Origin of the sequence: Mesorhizobium sp. WSM4976, assembly GCF_029625685.1 — a bacterium.
Lineage (GTDB): Bacteria > Pseudomonadota > Alphaproteobacteria > Rhizobiales > Rhizobiaceae > Mesorhizobium.
The window spans coordinates 1-16447 of record NZ_JARTVT010000002.1; the positions used below are offsets into that span (position 1 = coordinate 1).

Sequence of the window (16447 nt, forward strand, 5' to 3'; positions counted from 1 at the left end):
CACCGCTTCTCAGGGCTACAATCCCCATAGCGCCAGACCGACCCGCAGCTTCGCTCAATCCGGCTTGCAATGAGGTCCGACAATCCGTCGGCTCGCTCCGTTGCGCCGACGGACCTCACAGAAGCCTCCAGATTCCGGCTTGGTCTGATTTGTGATTCAAGATGCTGGCTGGATAGGAGGCCAGCATCTGATGGTTCGACCTCTTTCCGATGATTTACGCGAGCGGGTTGTTGCGGCGGTTTTGAGTGGCGAGAGCCGCCGGTCGGCCGCCAAACGGTTCGGTATTGCAAATTCGACAGCCGTGAAGTTGTTGCAGCGCCATCAGGCAACCGGCTCGGTGGCGCCGGGCAAGATGGGTGGCCACCGTAAGCGGGTTCTGGAACCGCACCGGGCCTTCATCATGGAGCGGATCAACAAGACCTCTGATCTGTCGCTGCATCGGCTGAAGGACGAGTTGGCCGCACGCGGGGTCAAGGTCTCGCACAATGCGGTGTGGCAGTTCCTGCGCCGAGAGGGGCTGAGCTTCAAAAAAAACGCTGTTCGCCCTTGAGCAGGCGCGCGCCGATATTGCTCGCAGGCGCCAGCGATGGCGATCCTGGCAGGCCGGCCTCGATCCCCAATGCCTGGTCTTCATCGACGAGAGTGTGCTGCAGCGCAGCGGAAGGAGTTCAACATGAACTAAGACCGTAGCGTAAAGCTGCGTGAGTGATGGGGGACGGCCCTCCACCACCCCATCAACCTGGGCAGCCATAAGTCGGCGGCCTTCAGGCAGATGATCAAGGCGGCCGGCGCCAGGCTTTGGTATCTGCCGCCCTATTCGCCAGACCTCAATCCGATCGAGCAGGCCTTCGCCAAAATCAAGCACTGGATGCGCCAGGCGCAGAAACGCACCGTCGAGGACACCTGACGCCAAATCGGAACCATCGAGGCAGCCGAATGCAAGAACTACTTCGCAAACGCCGGACGCCTACGACAGCGTGTCCGAGGCCCGCGCGTCGGTCGCCCGGTATCCGGCCTTCTATAATGGGGGGGCGCCAGCATTCGAGCCTTGACGGGCGCACGCCCGACGAGGCTTATTTCGCGCAAGCGATGGCGACGGCCGCATGATCGTCGCGGCGTGATTTTGCTGCAGCTCTGGTCGGGCTACGCCCTCCCGACGCCGCAGCAAAATCGCAAAGCCCCGCCTCACCGTAACCCGGCAGGATGCTACCTAAATTCCGCGGGGCGCAGCTCACGCTGTCCAAACAAGCGAAGCCAGCTCTGCCCTCCCTGGTCGCAGTGGTCCGCGAGCAAATCAATGGAGGCGCGTGTGATTATGCGCCGCGAAGCTCAAGAATTTCGTTATGTTGCCCCCTCATCCTTCATTTCTGCTGACCTTTCGGCTTCAATTTATTCCGCTTGTCCTATGAAATTTTCGGCACCAATCTTTGCCCCGAGCACAGACCAACTAAACGCTCTTATAAGAGGTGAACGAAATGAAGAGACTACTCATGGCTTCGGCCATTTCCGGCGCCATTTCCGGATCCTTCTTCGCAGCCACCATGTCGGCGAATGCGACTGATCTGGGAGCGATGAAGGCCGAGATCGCACAGCATCAACAGGTCCCGGAATTCGTCGCCGCGGGCGAAGCGTTCGACGCCGCGAATTGCATGAAGGGAAAGAAGATCTTGTCAGTGCCGTTCTCAAACAGCATCGCATTCGTGAACACTGTCATGGAAGCGATGACGACGGCTGCAAAGAAGGTCGGTTTCCAGTTCGACCAGTACAAAAACAGCGGCCAGCATTCTCAGTGGATCCAAGGCATCCAGCATGGCATCAATCAGAAATACGATCTGATCGATCTCTTCGCTCCGGACCTTCTGTCACTCGTTCCCCAGGCACAGGAGGCCAAGAAGGCAGGCATACCTGTGGTGGCTTCGCACGATGGCGGGTTCGACCAGAAGCGCCCTGATGCCTTCCTGTCCGTGCCGATCGATTACCAGAAGGCTGGTGAACTCGAAGCTATGTGGGCGATAACGAAGACCGAAGGCAAGGCCAACGTCCTCGTTATCACGGCTCTCGACTCTTTCTCATCTGATGCGATCGTGAAGGGTGTGAAGATCACTTTGGAGAAGTGCGGGGACTGCAAGGTCGAATACGTGAACGTTGCAGTCGGCGACTGGTCCTCGCGCATCCAGCCTCTCGTGCAGGCAGCGCTGCTGAGGAATCCAAAAATGAACTTCATCATCCCGACCTACGACGACATGGCGCGCTACGTCGTTCCGGCGGTGGAACTGACGCAATCCAGCGATCGGGTGAAAATCGCGACGTTCAATGGCACCCCCGCCATCCTCGATCTCGTGCGTCAAGGCAAGATCGACATGGACATCGGCGAAAACCTGGATTGGATCGGTCACGGCGTAATCGACGCCGAGATGCGCATCGTCTGCGGGCTTCCGCACATCAAGGATCCCAAGATCCCGCTCTACATCTTCGACAAGTCCAACGTCGAGGCCGCTGGTGTTCCCGCCAAGGCATCGGCTGGTATGGGCGACGCGTATGTCGAAGGTTACAAAAAGCTCTGGATGCTGAAGTAATGCTGCGCGCTGTGGAAAAGGGCGAGGATATTCCTCGCCCTAACCTCGTCATCAAAGGGATGTCCAAGTCATTCGGTGGCGTTCAGGCGCTTTCGAATATCGACCTGACCGTAAATCACGGCGAGATACATGGTCTTCTCGGCCAGAACGGCTCCGGCAAGTCGACGTTGATCAAAATCTTGAGCGGATTCCACGAGCCGGACGGCGAAGGATCTGTCGAGCTTGGGGGCCGCCAGCTCAAGCTTCCCATTCTGCCAAACGAATCCGCGGCTCATGGCATCTCGATCGTCCACCAGTCCCTTGGGCTGGTGCAGAGCCTGTCGGTGACAGAGAACCTGTTCGTCGATCGCCTCGTCAGGAAATCCAACTGGTCGATCGGATGGTCGAAGGCTCGCCAAGATGCCAGAAACCTGCTTCGCAAATATCAGCTGGATATTCATCCGGACGCTCGCGTTTCGGATATCCCCCCAGTCGAACGCGCCCTGCTGTCGATAGTTCGAGCGTTCCATGAACTAGGTGACATAGACAAGTCTGAAGGCAAGCTTCTCATCCTCGACGAGCCGACTCCATTCCTGTCGGCTGCCGACGTCAAACGGCTATTCAGTCTAGTGCGCACGGTGGCGGAACGCGGAGTGAGCGTCATTTTCGTCTCGCACGATATCGACGAGGTCAAGGAGCTCACTCACCGCGCGACCGTGCTCAGAAACGGCAAGGTGGCCGCTACTCTGGAGACGGCCACCAGTTCCCGAAGGGAATTCATCAAAGCGATCGTCGGAAGAGACGTCGAGTTTGAGCAGCGTGTTTCGATCCAGCATTCGGGCACCGCTGCGGTCAAGATCGAGGGCATGACCTCGCAGGGACTGGCGCCGTTTGATCTCACCGCGATGCGTGGCGAGGTCATAGGCCTTACTGGCCTGCTGGGTTCTGGCTATGACAAGGTTCCATATCTGCTATATGGGGCTCATACTGCCAAAGGGGGTGTCCTGACACTCCACGGTCGGAGGGTCCCGTTGGCATCGCAGACCACTGCGAATGCCATCAAGCAGCGGATCGTACTGATTCCGGCCGATCGCCAGAAGGAAGGTATCGTTTCGGATTTCTCGATCGCCGAGAACCTCGCGCTCCCTGTCCTGGGCAAAAACACTTCCAGCTGGTTCGTGCGCCGCAGCGGCATCGAGAAGAACGCCCTGCCTCTGGTGCGCGACTATGACATCAGACCTGCCAATAGCTCGCTTCCCTTGAAGGCCCTCAGTGGCGGCAATCAGCAGAAGGTCGTTCTCGCGAAGTGGTTGCAGACAAACCCTGAACTAATCCTGCTGGATGAGCCTACGCAGGGCGTCGACATTGGCGCCCGAGACCAGATTTTCAGGATGATCTCGCAGGCGGCGCGCGCCGGAGCGTGCGTTCTATGCGCGAGTTCCGATCACGAGCAACTGGCCGCCATTTGCGACCGCGTGCTCGTTTTCGCGCGGGGTCGGGTAGTTGCCGAACTCTCATTGGATCAGGTTACGAAGGAACAGATTACAGAGAGCTGTTTCACGAGTCTCGAACCGGAATTCTCGAATTGACCAGCGGCAGGAGTTGAACATGGCCGATGTCACAATCCAGGGTCAGAAAATGAACCAAAGCGACCGTCGTGAAATCCTTGTGGAACTTGAGCGGTTCGGCCTCCTATTGGTCTGGATGGCGATCATCGCGCTTTTCGCCTTCCTTCTTCCGGACATCTTCCTGACTTGGCCGAATTTCTCCAGCATGTTCGGCTCGCAGGCGGTCCTGGTGATCCTCACGCTTGGCCTGATAATTCCGCTGACCGCGGGCGACATGGACGTATCGGTGGCCCAGGTCTTGGTGCTGACGTCGATGATGTTCGCGGTCCTCAATGTCGACCACATGTGGGGAGTCTTCCCCTCTTTGCTGGCCGCCGTCGGGGTGGGCATTGCGGTGGGCTTGGTGAATGCCTTCTTCATCCTCTATTTCCGCATCCATTCGTTGATCGTGACACTGGGAACGGGAACTTTCCTTCACGGCATTACTCTTTGGATCAGCGACTCCCGCACGATCAGCGGGATCGATCAGAGAGTGGTCGACGCCGTGCTGACGGTAAGGCTCTTCGGCATCTCGTTGAGCTTTTACTATGCAGTCGCCATCTGCCTGCTCCTGACCTATCTGCTGGGCTTCACCTCAGTGGGTCGAAAGATCCTTTTTGTCGGAAAGGGCCGTGAGGTGGCCCGCCTGAGCGGCATTGCCGTGGATCGTGTCCGCCTTGGCTGCCTCGTGGCTTCGGCAATAATCGCATCGCTTGCCGGAATAGTGTTCGTCGGAACCTCGGGCGCAGCAGATCCAAACTCCGGAACGTCGCTGCTGCTGCCAGCATTCGCTGCAGCCTATCTCGGAGCGACGACGATTAGCCCCGGCCGTTTCAATCCAATCGGCACCTTCATCGCCGTCTATGCCCTGGTCACAGGCATTTCCGGCCTCTCCCTAATGGGTATCGACACATACGTACAGGACCTCTTCTACGGCGGAGCGCTCGTGGTTGCCGTTGCGCTGTCGCAACTGGTTCGCGGGCGCCAAGAGTCCCTGACATAAATCGCGCTGAAGCGACAAATCTACGAGGAGATTTCCATGATCGAACGCCAGAACTCAAATCATCGCATGAGCCAGATTGTGACCTTCCCGCTGTCTGGCACGGGCGTGATGTTGGCCGGCCAGGTGGCCGACACCAGGAGCCTAGATGTCGAAGGCCAGACAAAGGAAGTCCTATCAAAGATCAACGCTCTACTAAAACAGGCGGAAGCTTCCAAGGAACAGGTCGTCTCCGCGTGGATCTGGCTGAAAGACATCAAGGATTTCGACAAGATGAACGCGCACTGGGATGCCTGGGTGGCTCCTGGCCACGCTCCTGCGAGGGCCTGCGTGGAGTCCAACCTGGCATTCGAGGAACTCCTCGTCGAGATCCAGGTCATGGCCGTAAAATAGAGCAAGGGTGCAGTTGTGAACAATGCTTCAACGGCCGGCGGCTTTCGGGCCGCGGATCTGATCGGCTATGCGACGGAGCTGCTGACAGGAGTGGGTTTGCCGCAGGAAAAGGCAAGCCGAACCGCTGAGATCCTTGTGGAAGGCGACATGCTTGGCCACACGACCCACGGCTTGGCTCTTCTTCCTGGATACCTTGGCGCGTTGCAGGATGGATCGATGTCGAAGGACGGCGACCACCTCGTCGTAGCCGACAGCGGCGCCACGGCGACTTGGGACGGGAGACGCCTGCCTGGTCCCTGGTTGGTCAGCACGGGCATCGAGCTTGGCGTCGCGCGCGCGAAAAAGTATGGGTCATTTATCCTTGCGATCCGCCGAAGCCATCATATCGGGTGCCTGGCGGCTTACCTGCAAAAGGCGACTGACCAGGGTCTCGTCGTCTTGGTTGCAAGCTCGGATCCGGCGATAGAGAGCGTTGCGCCTTTCGGCGGCACTCGTCGTATGATTACGCCGAATCCGTTGGCGGCAGGCATTCCGACAAGCGGGGAACCCATACTCATCGATATCAGCATGTCGACGACAACAAATGCCATGGTGACGCGAGCCCGCAACCAAGGGGCGCCTCTGCCACACGGCTGGCTGCTGGACGCAAATGGCAATCCGACGTCGGACCCTGGAGCTTTCTTCACCGATCCGCCAGGAAGCATTCTCCCGCTCGGCGGCACCGAATTGGGCTACAAGGGTTTCGGACTCGGCTTGCTGATCGAAGCTCTCACCTCGGGACTCGGCGGCCATGGGCGCGCCGACCCTGCAGAGGGATGGGGAGCGTCGGTGTTTATTCAGCTCTTCGATCCAGCGGCATTCGGCGGATTGGACAGCTTCAACCGCCAACTCGACACTTTAGCCGACCGGGTTCGCCAGAATCCGCCCGTTCCCGGAAACGATAAGGTCCGCCTGCCAGGCGAGCGCGGGCTCGCCCTCAAAGCCAGACAGTTGCAGGCCGGCTTGGAGCTTCATGCCTCGATCATGCCTGCATTGAAAACCTGGGCAACGAAACTCGGGGTTCAAATGCCGCAAGCCGAAGGACCGATTGAGCTGACCGATCAAAGCTGAAAGAGAAAACGATGGATACGATTATCAAGAATGGCACGGTCGTGACCGCTGGTATGGAGTCGGCCGCAGACGTAGGGATCGAAGGTGGCAAGATCGTCGCCATTGCCGCCAACCTGGACCCGTCTCTCGCAAAGCGGGTCGTAGACGCCAAGGGCTGCTACGTCATCCCGGGCGGCGTCGACGTCCACACGCATTTGGATACGCCTGTTTTCAATTCGGTGACTGCAGACGACTTCAGGACTGGCACGATCGCAGCCGCCTGCGGCGGAACCACTTCAATCGTCGATTTCTGCCAGCAGGAGATTGGTCAATCTTTGGCCGACGCCCTCGCCACTTGGCATGGAAAGGCGAAGGACAAGGCATGCATCGACTATGGCTTCCATGTGATCGTGGTGGACCTCACGGACGACGTGGAGGCGGAAATGCGGAAACTTCCGGCAAACGGAGTTTCCAGCTTCAAGCTGTTCATGGCCTACAAGGGGATGTTGGGCATCGACGACGGCGCTCTCGTCAGAGCGCTGGACGTCGCCAAGGACGCGGGCGCAGTCGTGATGGTGCATGCCGAGAACGGCGACGCTGCCGACTACCTGCGGAAGAACGCTCTAGCCAGAGGCGATGTCGAGCCGAAGTTCCATGCCGAAACGAGGCCGCCGCGCGTGGAAGCGGAAGCGACCGCTCGCGCGATCGCTCTGGCCGAGATCGTAGGTACTTCGATCTACATCGTGCATCTCACATGCGAAGAAGCGCTGGAGGAGCTTTTCAACGGGCGCCTTCGGGGCGTGGACGCTCTGGCGGAGACGTGCACCCAATACCTTTACACCACCAAGGAAGACCTCGCGCGCCCCAATTTCGAGGGGGCAAAGTACGTCTTCACCCCACCCGCACGATCGCAGAAGGATCAAGAGCTGCTGTGGCGCGCGCTAGCCCAAGGAACCCTCCAAACCGTGTCTTCTGACCATTCGACCTGGAACTGGAAGGGTCAGAAGGACATGGGAAAGGACGACTTCACCAAGATCCCAAACGGCGCCCCCGGCATCGAGGAGCGACTCATGATGGTCTACCAGGGCGTTCGTCAGGGCCGCATGAGCATGACGCAGTTCGTGGATATGGTCTCCACGAGACCTGCCCGCACATTCGGCCTCTTTCCACGGAAGGGTACCATCGCGATTGGAAGCGATGCCGACGTGGTGATCTGGGATCCAGAGGCGAAGTTCAAAATGACTTCAGCCGAACTTCATCACAATGTCGACTACACCCCGTACGAGGGTGTCGATATCCAGGGCGCGCCCCGCACGGTTCTTCTGCGTGGCGAAGAGATCGTTTCCGACCGTCAGTACGTGGGACAGATCGGCTCTGGCCAGTTCCTGAAGCGCAAGGCGTTCCGGGGCAGCAACACCATCTAAAGCGAAAACTTCCGAAATTTCAGGAACAGGGCCGCACGTTCGGAACGTGCGGCCGGTTATGGATCAACATGACCCAGTCCAAGGCCCAGTACCCTCGCACCCTTCGCCTGAACGCCGAAGACAATTTGATCATCGCCATCGACCGAATAGCTCAGGGAACCGCGATCGGGCAGGTAACCACCCAAGTGGATATACCCCGTGGCCATAAGATGTCGATCCGATCCCTACAAATCGGCGATCCTATCATCAAGTTCGGCCAGGTCATCGGTTTCGCAGGAAAGCAGGCGGCAGCTGGCGACTGGCTCCATAGCCACAATGTGACGTATCACGAGTTCGACCGACCGGCCGAAAAGGATATTTCGACAAAGCCGAAGATCGTGCGCGACGCGGCGAATATCCCGACCTTCGACGGCTTCCGCAGAGCGAACGGAGACATCGGGACACGCAACTACTTGGCCATCCTGACATCGGTGAACTGCTCGGCCACCGTTGCCAGGCTGATTGCTCAGGAAGTGAACAAGTTAGGGATCCTCGAAGACTATCCGAATGTGGACGGCATAATTCCGCTAGTTCATGGAACCGGATGCGCGATGAACAGCCAAGGCGAAGGCTATGAGTTCCTCAAGCGCACGCAGTGGGGGTACGCGACGAACCCAAACGTCGGCGCGGCCCTGATGATCGGTTTGGGACGCGAGGTCTTCCAAATTGGGCGCTGGAAACAGGAATATCACGTTGTCGAGGGCGATGCCTTCCGGTCGCTCGCCATCCAGGAGATGGGTGGTACCAGGAAGGCGATCGAAGCAGGACTGGCAGCCGTGCGCGAAATCCTGCCGACCTTGAACCAGGCACAGCGCGAACCTGCTCCGGCATCGAAACTGGTCCTCGCGCTGCAGTGCGGCGGATCCGATGGCTATTCTGGAATCACCGCGAATCCCGCGCTCGGAACTGCGGCCGACCTGCTGGTCCAGTGCGGCGGGACCGCCATTCTCTCGGAGACACCCGAAATCTACGGTGCCGAGCACCTTCTCTACAAAAGAGTGGCAAATGCTGACGTCGCAAAGAAGCTTAAGGGAATCATCTCCTGGTGGGAGGGCTACACCGGGAAGAACGGCGGAACTATGGATAACAATCCGTCGCCAGGTAACAAGTTAGGGGGCCTCACGACGATCCTGGAGAAGTCGTTAGGAGCTGTGGCGAAGGGTGGCTCCCAACCGCTGGAGGCGGTTTATCTCTATGCCGAGCAGGTAACCCAGAAGGGCTTCGTGTTCGTGGACACCCCGGGATACGATCCCGTGGCCGCGACCGGACAGGTAGCCGGTGGCGCGAATGTCCTCTGCTTCACGACAGGCAGAGGCTCGGCCTATAGGTGCAAGCCCACTCCTTCGATCAAGCTGGCGACCAACTCCGAAATGTACCGCCATATGGTCGAGGACATGGACATCAACTGCGGCGATGTCCTAGACGGTGTCAGTATCGAGGAGAAGGGACAGCAGATATTCGACGAAATCCTGGCCGTAGCTTCGGGCAAGAGGACCAAGTCCGAGGCGCTTGGGTACGGCGAAGCGGAATACGTTCCGTGGCAACTCGGCGCCACGATGTAAGGTACCAAGGGGATCTTCATGAAAGCTTTGGTGACAGGTTCATCGGGGTTCGTAGGCCAGGCCCTATGCCGTTCCCTCGTCGAGCAGGGACACGACGTTCTTGCGCTCGATGCCATGAAACGCGATGACGACCGCCTAACCGTCGTCTGCGATCTGCTGGACAGCCCGAAGCTGCAAGGGTTGGCCGAGGAGTTTGGAGCCCCGCGGATTGTCCACTGCGGCGGGGTCTCAGGCCCTATGCTTCTAGTGGATCAACCGTCCTTGATAAGTGACATCAACGTCAAGGGCACCGTGAACCTTCTCGAAATAGCGAGGAAAACCGGAGCCGACCGCTTTATTTTTTGTTCGTCCATCGCGGTCTACGGCGGTGAGTACACGGTCAATCCTGTTCCCGAGAACGTCCCCCTGCTCCCAACGACGGTATACGCGGCCACGAAGGTGGCAGCAGAAGCTCTCGTCACAGGTTACGCCGCCTCGTTCGGGCTATCAGCGACCAGCCTGAGGATAGGCAAGGTGTTTGGCCCTGGGCGGACGACTGCATGCGAGATGAGAACACTGATCTCGGATGCCCTTGATGGACGTGCGACTTTGTTGACGGCGCCTCCCAGCTACCTACACCACTACATCTACATCGATGACGTCGTCATGGCGATCGAGCGCGCCATGTCAGCCAATGCAGAGTTCAATCCGGCCTACAACATCGTAAGTCCCGAAGATCCCAGTCTCGACGAAATCGTGGAAATGCTAAGAGACGAGCTGCCTTCGGCCAACATCCAGTTCGCCTGCGACGCCTCTGTCTCCGTGGGACAAATACCTACGCTTACTTGCCAAGCCGCGTATCGAGACCTGAACTTCCAAGCGCCGACCGCCATTCGCGAAGGAATCCGCCGCTACGCCTCGCATATCGCCCGGTGCCGGCATGACGGCAGCGCGAGGGCTTCCCGATGACGAGCAATCTCCTCGCGGGACGCTCGGCGCTGATAATCGGCGGGAAAAGCGGTATCGGTGCGGCGGTGGCCCGGCAGATGACCAGGGCTGGCGCGCGCGTCGCTGTCGCCGACATTCCGCCAAACGTCCTGCCGCACCGTTTTGCAATGACCTTCCATGAGTGCGACGTGAGGTACGAGACCAGCGTCTCCAAGGCCATCGATGCAACCATCGAGCAATTCGGCAAGCTAGACATCCTCGTGAACAACGCGGCCGTGGCTAACGGAATGCCATTCCTGGAGATGGGCTGGGAGGAATGGGACCAAACGCTGCAGATCAACTTGAATGGCGTCGCATACGGCATGAGGCATGCCTTGCCACACATGATCGAGCGCGGATACGGAAGAATCATCAACACCGCCTCACAGCTCGCCCACAAGCCCGCCCCTGACAACGCCGCGTATTGCGCTTCAAAGGCAGCCGTCGTTGCGCTCTCAGCATCCGTCGCGCAAGAGGTAGCCTCCACCGGAGTCACGGTGAACTGCGTGTGCCCGGGTCCGACCGATACGCCCATGTGGCGGGGCAGTGGCGAAGCCTGGAAAGCTTGGAAGGTTTCCCAGCTACCAATCAAGCGCGTGGGCACCCCTGACGAGATTGCGTCAGCCTACATCTATCTGGCAAGCGAAGGTGCTAGCTTCATGATCGGGCAGAGCATCTCTCCCAACGGCGGCGACGTCATGTGGTGACCGATACATAGCCGGCTCACGACCGCCAATTAGGTTCCCTACGCCCGCAGACTGTTGCTGGGGAGCGCTAAGGCTTCGCCGAAAACTACAATCGAGGTTCAGGATGAATCACTCTGCTTTCTCTACGGGGACTTTCGTCGGCCGCATGTGGATGCCGCAGGCCCAAGGTCCAAGTGTCGTCACCGTAAGGAATGGCGTCGTCGTCGATATCACTTCAAAGGTTCTGCCTACAGTCCGCGACCTCTTGGAGCTGCGGGATCCCGCATCCGCCGTGAGAACTGCCGAGGGCCGTCGGATTGCTTCGGTAACTGATGCCCTTGCCTTGGACGTTGATCACTCGAAGGACGGACTACGTCTCCTGGCGCCTTGCGATCTCCAGGCGATCAAGGCCTGCGGCGTCACGTTTGCGCGCTCGATGGTGGAACGGGTCATCGAGGAGCGCGCCGCTGGAAACCCAGCGCTTGCAGAATCGATCCGCGCGAAAGTGGGAGACTTGATCGGGGAGAGCTTGCGGAACCTGAAGGCTGGTTCGGAAGAGGCCGCCAAGGTTAAGGAGATCCTGATCAAGGAAGGCCTTTGGTCTCAATATCTCGAGGTGGGCATCGGCCCCGACGCGGAGGTGTTCACGAAGTCCCAGGTGATGTCGTCTGTTGGGCATGGAGACGATGTCGGACTCCATCCCATCTCAAAGTGGTCGAATCCAGAGCCGGAAGTAGTTCTCGCCGTGAATTCCGCTGGCATTGTCCAGGGTGCCAGCTTGGGAAATGACGTGAACCTGCGGGATGTCGAAGGTCGGTCAGCTCTCCTATTGGGAAAGGCCAAGGACAACAACGCGTCGTGTTCGATCGGTCCCTTCATCCGGTTGTTCGATGACACCTACACTCTCGACGATATTCGCTCCGCAGAGCTCACGCTGACCGTGAAAGGCGAAGATGGATTCGAACTCACGAGTCGAAGCAGCATGAGCGAGATCAGCCGCGACCCGCTCGATCTGGTTTCCCAGACGATCGGGACACATCATCAATACCCCGACGGCTTTATGCTTTTCATGGGCACGCTCTTCGCACCTACGAAGGACCGCGATGAGACCGGACAAGGCTTCACTCACAAGATCGGCGACCTCGTTACGATCTCGAACGAGAAGCTTGGATTTCTCACGAACAGGGTGCGCCTCTCCATCCAGTGCGACCCGTGGATATTCGGTTCTTCACACCTGATGCGAAACTTGGCCAGCCGTGGCCTTATCTAGGCAGAACGTGCGAGATGGAAATGACAATCTTCAGAAACCTGATCAACGGCGAATGGATCGTCCCGCACGAAATCTCGCGCAACGTGAGCCCATCGGACACGAACGATCTCGTAGGCGAGTATGCGCGCGCAACCGCCGACGAAGTGCAGCAGGCCATAAGCGCTGCCAGGGCGGCATTCCCCGCCTGGTCACGTTCGGGCATCATGAAGCGCCATGCGATCCTGAAGAAAGCGGGCGAAGAGATCATGGCTCGCAAGGATGAGCTCGGTTCTGTGCTCTCCCGCGAGGAGGGCAAGACTCTCCCGGAAGGCATCGGCGAGACGGTCCGTGCCGCACAAATCTTCGACTTTTTCGCGGGTGAGGCCCTGCGTCTATCCGGCGAAACGATTCCGTCGACCCGACCGAATATCGGTGTTGAGTTAACACGAGAACCCTTGGGAGTGATCGGCATAATCACCCCCTGGAACTTTCCGATCGCCATTCCGGCCTGGAAGATCGCGCCTGCTCTTTGCTTCGGCAACACGGTCGTCCTGAAGCCGGCGGACTTGGTCCCAGCCAGTTCTTGGGCAATCGTCGACATCCTCCAGCGTGCGGGCCTTCCAGCCGGCGTCCTCAATCTCGTGATGGGACGCGGCTCGGTTGTCGGGGAGGCGATGCTGGACAGTCCGGACTTAGCCGGAATCTCATTCACGGGATCGACCTCGACTGGAAAACGCATCGCCGCATCTTCCGTCGAACATAACCGCAAGTTCCAGCTCGAAATGGGCGGCAAAAACCCCATGGTCGTCGTCGATGACGCCGATATTTCAGTCGCGGTGGATGCCGCGGTAAACTCAGGCTTCTTCTCGACCGGGCAGCGTTGTACGGCATCGTCACGCCTAATCGTTACCGAAGGCATCCATGATCGGTTCGTGGCGGCGATGAAGGAACGAATGGGCAAGCTCGTCGTAGACCATGCCCTGAAGTCGGGCACGCACATCGGTCCGGTCGTTGACGACCGCCAGCTGACAACCGATCTGGATTATATCGAAATCGGCAAGCGCGAAGGGGCGCAGCTGGCGTTCGGCGGAGAGACGATATCGCGCGACACGCCCGGCTTCTATCTCCAGCCGACATTGTTCACCAATGCCACCAAGGAGATGCGCATTTCTCGCGAGGAAATATTCGGCCCTGTGGTCGCATTGATCCGTGTCAAGAACTACGACGAGGCGCTCGAGACTGCCAACGACACACCGTTCGGACTCTCGTCTGGAATTGCGACTACGAGCCTCAAGCTCGCAACGCATTTCAAGCGAAACTCCGAAGCCGGGATGGTGATGGTCAATCTCCCGACTGCAGGCGTGGACTTCCACGTCCCGTTCGGCGGCCGAAAGAAGTCCTCATGTGGGCCACGAGAGCAGGGACGCTACGCAGTCGAGTTCTACACTTCGGTGAAGACGGCCTACACGGCGGCCTGAAGCCATTCAGGCAAGCTGAGCGGCCTCTTCCTTCCTTGTTCTGGCAAAAGTCGATACCTCGGCTGCCACGGTCTCTATGGCCCTAAGCACGAGACTGTCGGACAAAGTGGCTCGGATGAAGAAGTGCTCCATTGGAGCGGGCTCTGGATCACACGCGACTACCAGAAGTTGCCCGTCCGCAAGTTTTCCCTCGTAGATCGGGACGGGCAGGAAGGCGACCCCCAGCTTGGCCGAGACAAGCTTTTCGGCGATGACAAAGGTGTTGCAAATGTAGGGCTTCTTTATCCGCAAGTGATATTTGGTGGCCCAGTCCAAGAGCGTGCCGCGAAAATTCTGTTCCCTTGACGTGACGATCAGCGGCATGTCGCCCAGGTCACGAACGCTAACGCTGTGAGGTATATCGAGCGATGGACTGCACATCCACCGGAAAGGAATCTCGCCGACCGTGGTGTGCGTGAAGCGAGACTTCGACATCGAGCACGGCGCTAGGATGGCATCGATCTGTCCCGCGTAAAGCTTGTCCTCGAGCACGTGAGAAAGTGCAACTTCGACCTCGATCTGGATACCGGGGAAGTCGTCTCGGAGCTTATCGATCAATAGCGACAGCCAAGTCATCGCGATGGTCTCGACCACGCCTAGCCGAACGTAGCCGTTGAGCGACATCTTCGATGTCTTGAAGCTCGATATCTGCTCAGCCGCTTCGAGCATCTGCTCCGCCGCGGGTAGGAGATGGATGCCGTCCGAAGTGAGTTTCGCCGCTCTTTGAGAGCGGTCGAACAGCTTGATTCCGAGGCTCACCTCCAACTCTTGAATACGCATCGAAATCGCGGAGTGGGTTGCATTCAGCTTCTGGGCGGCCTTAGCAAAACTGCCAAGCCGTGCAGCCCAATAGAAAGTCTCAACCTGGCGCAGGCGCATGTCATCGTCCTTCCCTACGGCAAGTTACAGAACCGGAAGCGATGTACCATATCAAACTGCCTGTCGGTTTTGAAGATGAATGGGGGTGGCTCCGTCAAATTCCTTGAAGGATGCCTTTCAAAACATTCCGTTTGTCCACCTGCTGTCTCCGTAGCATTTTCGCCTCACTACGGCTCAGAAACGCGCGCTCCGGTTGAAGCGTGCGAACACCCAAGTACGAGGTAATTGACAATGGTGAAGATTAACGAAGAGCGGCTTCTGGCCTCTTTGAGAGAAGTAGCGCAATTCGGTGCATACAAAACGGGTGTACATCGGCCAACCTTTTCTCCTCAGGACATGCAGGCCCGCCAGTGGCTGAAGCAACGGATGGAGAACGCAGGGCTGAAGGCCACGATCGACGGCATCGGCAATGTGATCGGCAAGAGTCAGCGCCCTGGCCGCGCGCTCCTTACGGGCTCCCATTCGGAATCGCAGAATTACGCCGGCTGGCTCGACGGCATCCTGGGGGTAATGTTCGGCCTGGAACTCGCACAAAGCATCCATGATCAAGATCTCCCGCTGGCGGTGGATGTCGGTGCCTGGGTCGACGAGGAATGTCACTACATCCAGTTCCTCGGAAGCAGGTCATTCTGCGGCGATCTGAACGAGAGCGAGATCGATACCGGGAAAAACAAGGACACCGGCGAGACAGTACGGGCTGCACTCGAGCGCGTCGATCTATCGAGACGGAAGCGCGAACACATAGATGTATCGCGCTACGTGGGTTACCTGGAGGCGCACATCGAGCAAGGAGACTATCTCGATAAGCACGGGCTCAAGGTCGGCATAGTTACCAGCCTTGTAGGGCTCTGGCAGTATCGTCTGACCTTCATTGGCGAGCAGAACCACGCCGGCGCCACCCGCATGGCGGCACGCAAGGATGCAGGTGCAGCGCTCGTCAAGCTCACCGCTGCAATCGAGAAGCGATTCCGCGAGGTTACGGCGGAGCGCTCAGTTTGGACCGTTGGACGGATCACTCTCGATCCCGGTGCGCCGTCGATCATTCCAGGGGGCGCGGAACTGGTCTTCCAGTTCCGGGACGAATACGTGGAGCAGTTGGAGAAGTTCGAACGTGAACTCTTCGCACTGGTCGAAGAAGCAAACCAAACGGGACCATGTCAGTGCAAGATCGATATTGTCGACAAGGCTACCCCCAAGCGAATGGACGCGTCGATGCAGGCTCACCTTGAGAAGGCGGCGCGGGATCTGGCTCCTGGCAAGTATGTCCGGATGCCGAGCGGCGCGATGCACGATGCTCAGGTGTTCGCCAAAATAATGCCGGCGAGCATGTTGTTCGTGCCCAGCATCGGCGGCATCAGCCACCATTACACCGAAAACACTGCCGACGAGGATATCAAGCTTGGCGGACAGATCTTCGCTCAGGCAGCCGAGGACATTCTCGTTAGCCACAAGCAGACATCGCCGAAGGCCTAGTCTCGTGT

The 16447-nt window shown here is 58.5% G+C and carries 13 protein-coding genes and 2 pseudogenes; 14 read left to right on the forward strand and 1 reads right to left on the reverse strand.

Annotated elements, in window-relative coordinates; all coding sequences use genetic code 11:
- Window positions 1-172 precede the first annotated feature (172 nt).
- From P9272_RS02240 to P9272_RS02300, 13 genes and pseudogenes are all read left to right on the forward strand, one after another.
- Window positions 173-901 (forward strand): annotated as a pseudogene (locus P9272_RS02240) (transposase); the annotation flags it as partial.
- A 64-nt stretch (window positions 902-965) separates the two neighbouring features.
- Window positions 966-1107: pseudogene (locus tag P9272_RS02245) on the forward strand (IS3 family transposase); the annotation flags it as partial.
- A 383-nt stretch (window positions 1108-1490) separates the two neighbouring features.
- Window positions 1491-2576 (forward strand): sugar ABC transporter substrate-binding protein, encoded by a 1086-nt coding sequence (locus P9272_RS02250; protein WP_278158612.1) that lies wholly within the window; start codon window positions 1491-1493, stop codon window positions 2574-2576.
- Window positions 2576-4144, forward strand: a complete 1569-nt coding sequence (locus tag P9272_RS02255; protein WP_278158614.1) for a sugar ABC transporter ATP-binding protein — start codon at window positions 2576-2578, stop codon at window positions 4142-4144. Before P9272_RS02250 ends, P9272_RS02255 begins: the two co-directional genes overlap by 1 nt.
- Window positions 4145-4163: 19 nt before the next feature.
- A complete protein-coding gene (locus tag P9272_RS02260; protein ID WP_278158617.1) occupies window positions 4164-5165 on the forward strand; it encodes an ABC transporter permease in 1002 nt (333 codons plus the stop codon).
- Window positions 5166-5201: 36 nt separating this feature from the next.
- Complete coding sequence (locus P9272_RS02265; protein WP_278158619.1) at window positions 5202-5555, forward strand: RidA family protein; 354 nt, start codon at window positions 5202-5204, stop codon at window positions 5553-5555.
- A 15-nt stretch (window positions 5556-5570) separates the two neighbouring features.
- Window positions 5571-6665 (forward strand): Ldh family oxidoreductase, encoded by a 1095-nt coding sequence (locus P9272_RS02270; protein WP_278158621.1) that lies wholly within the window; start codon window positions 5571-5573, stop codon window positions 6663-6665.
- An 11-nt stretch (window positions 6666-6676) separates the two neighbouring features.
- Window positions 6677-8068, forward strand: coding sequence for a dihydropyrimidinase (gene hydA, locus P9272_RS02275; protein ID WP_278158623.1), 1392 nt, complete (start codon window positions 6677-6679; stop codon window positions 8066-8068).
- 68 nt (window positions 8069-8136) lie between these two features.
- Window positions 8137-9669, forward strand: coding sequence for an altronate dehydratase family protein (locus P9272_RS02280; protein WP_278158625.1), 1533 nt, complete (start codon window positions 8137-8139; stop codon window positions 9667-9669).
- An 18-nt stretch (window positions 9670-9687) separates the two neighbouring features.
- Complete coding sequence (locus P9272_RS02285) at window positions 9688-10617, forward strand: NAD(P)-dependent oxidoreductase (protein WP_278158627.1); 930 nt, start codon at window positions 9688-9690, stop codon at window positions 10615-10617.
- Window positions 10614-11342 (forward strand): SDR family oxidoreductase, encoded by a 729-nt coding sequence (locus tag P9272_RS02290; protein ID WP_278158629.1) that lies wholly within the window; start codon window positions 10614-10616, stop codon window positions 11340-11342. Before P9272_RS02285 ends, P9272_RS02290 begins: the two co-directional genes overlap by 4 nt.
- 103 nt (window positions 11343-11445) lie before the next feature.
- Window positions 11446-12591: a fumarylacetoacetate hydrolase family protein gene (locus tag P9272_RS02295; RefSeq protein WP_278158631.1), complete on the forward strand. Its 1146-nt coding sequence runs from the start codon at window positions 11446-11448 to the stop codon at window positions 12589-12591.
- A 20-nt stretch (window positions 12592-12611) separates the two neighbouring features.
- A complete protein-coding gene (locus P9272_RS02300) occupies window positions 12612-14048 on the forward strand; it encodes an aldehyde dehydrogenase family protein (protein WP_278158632.1) in 1437 nt (478 codons plus the stop codon).
- A 6-nt stretch (window positions 14049-14054) separates the two neighbouring features.
- Here the strand turns inward: P9272_RS02300 and P9272_RS02305 are convergent, their stop codons facing one another.
- Window positions 14055-14966, reverse strand: a complete 912-nt coding sequence (locus P9272_RS02305; protein WP_278158634.1) for a LysR family transcriptional regulator — start codon at window positions 14964-14966, stop codon at window positions 14055-14057.
- Window positions 14967-15197: 231 nt separating this feature from the next.
- Between P9272_RS02305 and P9272_RS02310 the strand changes: the two genes are divergently transcribed.
- Window positions 15198-16439, forward strand: a complete 1242-nt coding sequence (locus P9272_RS02310) for a Zn-dependent hydrolase (RefSeq protein WP_278158636.1) — start codon at window positions 15198-15200, stop codon at window positions 16437-16439.
- Window positions 16440-16447 lie beyond the last annotated feature (8 nt).

Coding starts and splice junctions, on each gene's coding strand:
- P9272_RS02260 (WP_278158617.1), top strand. CDS start 4,164: ATGGCCGATGTCACAATCCAGGGTCAGAAAATGAACCAAAGCGACCGT.
- P9272_RS02305 (WP_278158634.1), bottom strand. CDS start 14,966: ATGCGCCTGCGCCAGGTTGAGACTTTCTATTGGGCTGCACGGCTTGGC.
- P9272_RS02285 (WP_278158627.1), top strand. CDS start 9,688: ATGAAAGCTTTGGTGACAGGTTCATCGGGGTTCGTAGGCCAGGCCCTA.
- P9272_RS02255 (WP_278158614.1), top strand. CDS start 2,576: ATGCTGCGCGCTGTGGAAAAGGGCGAGGATATTCCTCGCCCTAACCTC.
- P9272_RS02265 (WP_278158619.1), top strand. CDS start 5,202: ATGATCGAACGCCAGAACTCAAATCATCGCATGAGCCAGATTGTGACC.
- P9272_RS02280 (WP_278158625.1), top strand. CDS start 8,137: ATGACCCAGTCCAAGGCCCAGTACCCTCGCACCCTTCGCCTGAACGCC.
- P9272_RS02300 (WP_278158632.1), top strand. CDS start 12,612: ATGACAATCTTCAGAAACCTGATCAACGGCGAATGGATCGTCCCGCAC.
- P9272_RS02295 (WP_278158631.1), top strand. CDS start 11,446: ATGAATCACTCTGCTTTCTCTACGGGGACTTTCGTCGGCCGCATGTGG.
- P9272_RS02250 (WP_278158612.1), top strand. CDS start 1,491: ATGGCTTCGGCCATTTCCGGCGCCATTTCCGGATCCTTCTTCGCAGCC.
- hydA (WP_278158623.1), top strand. CDS start 6,677: ATGGATACGATTATCAAGAATGGCACGGTCGTGACCGCTGGTATGGAG.
- P9272_RS02290 (WP_278158629.1), top strand. CDS start 10,614: ATGACGAGCAATCTCCTCGCGGGACGCTCGGCGCTGATAATCGGCGGG.
- P9272_RS02310 (WP_278158636.1), top strand. CDS start 15,198: ATGGTGAAGATTAACGAAGAGCGGCTTCTGGCCTCTTTGAGAGAAGTA.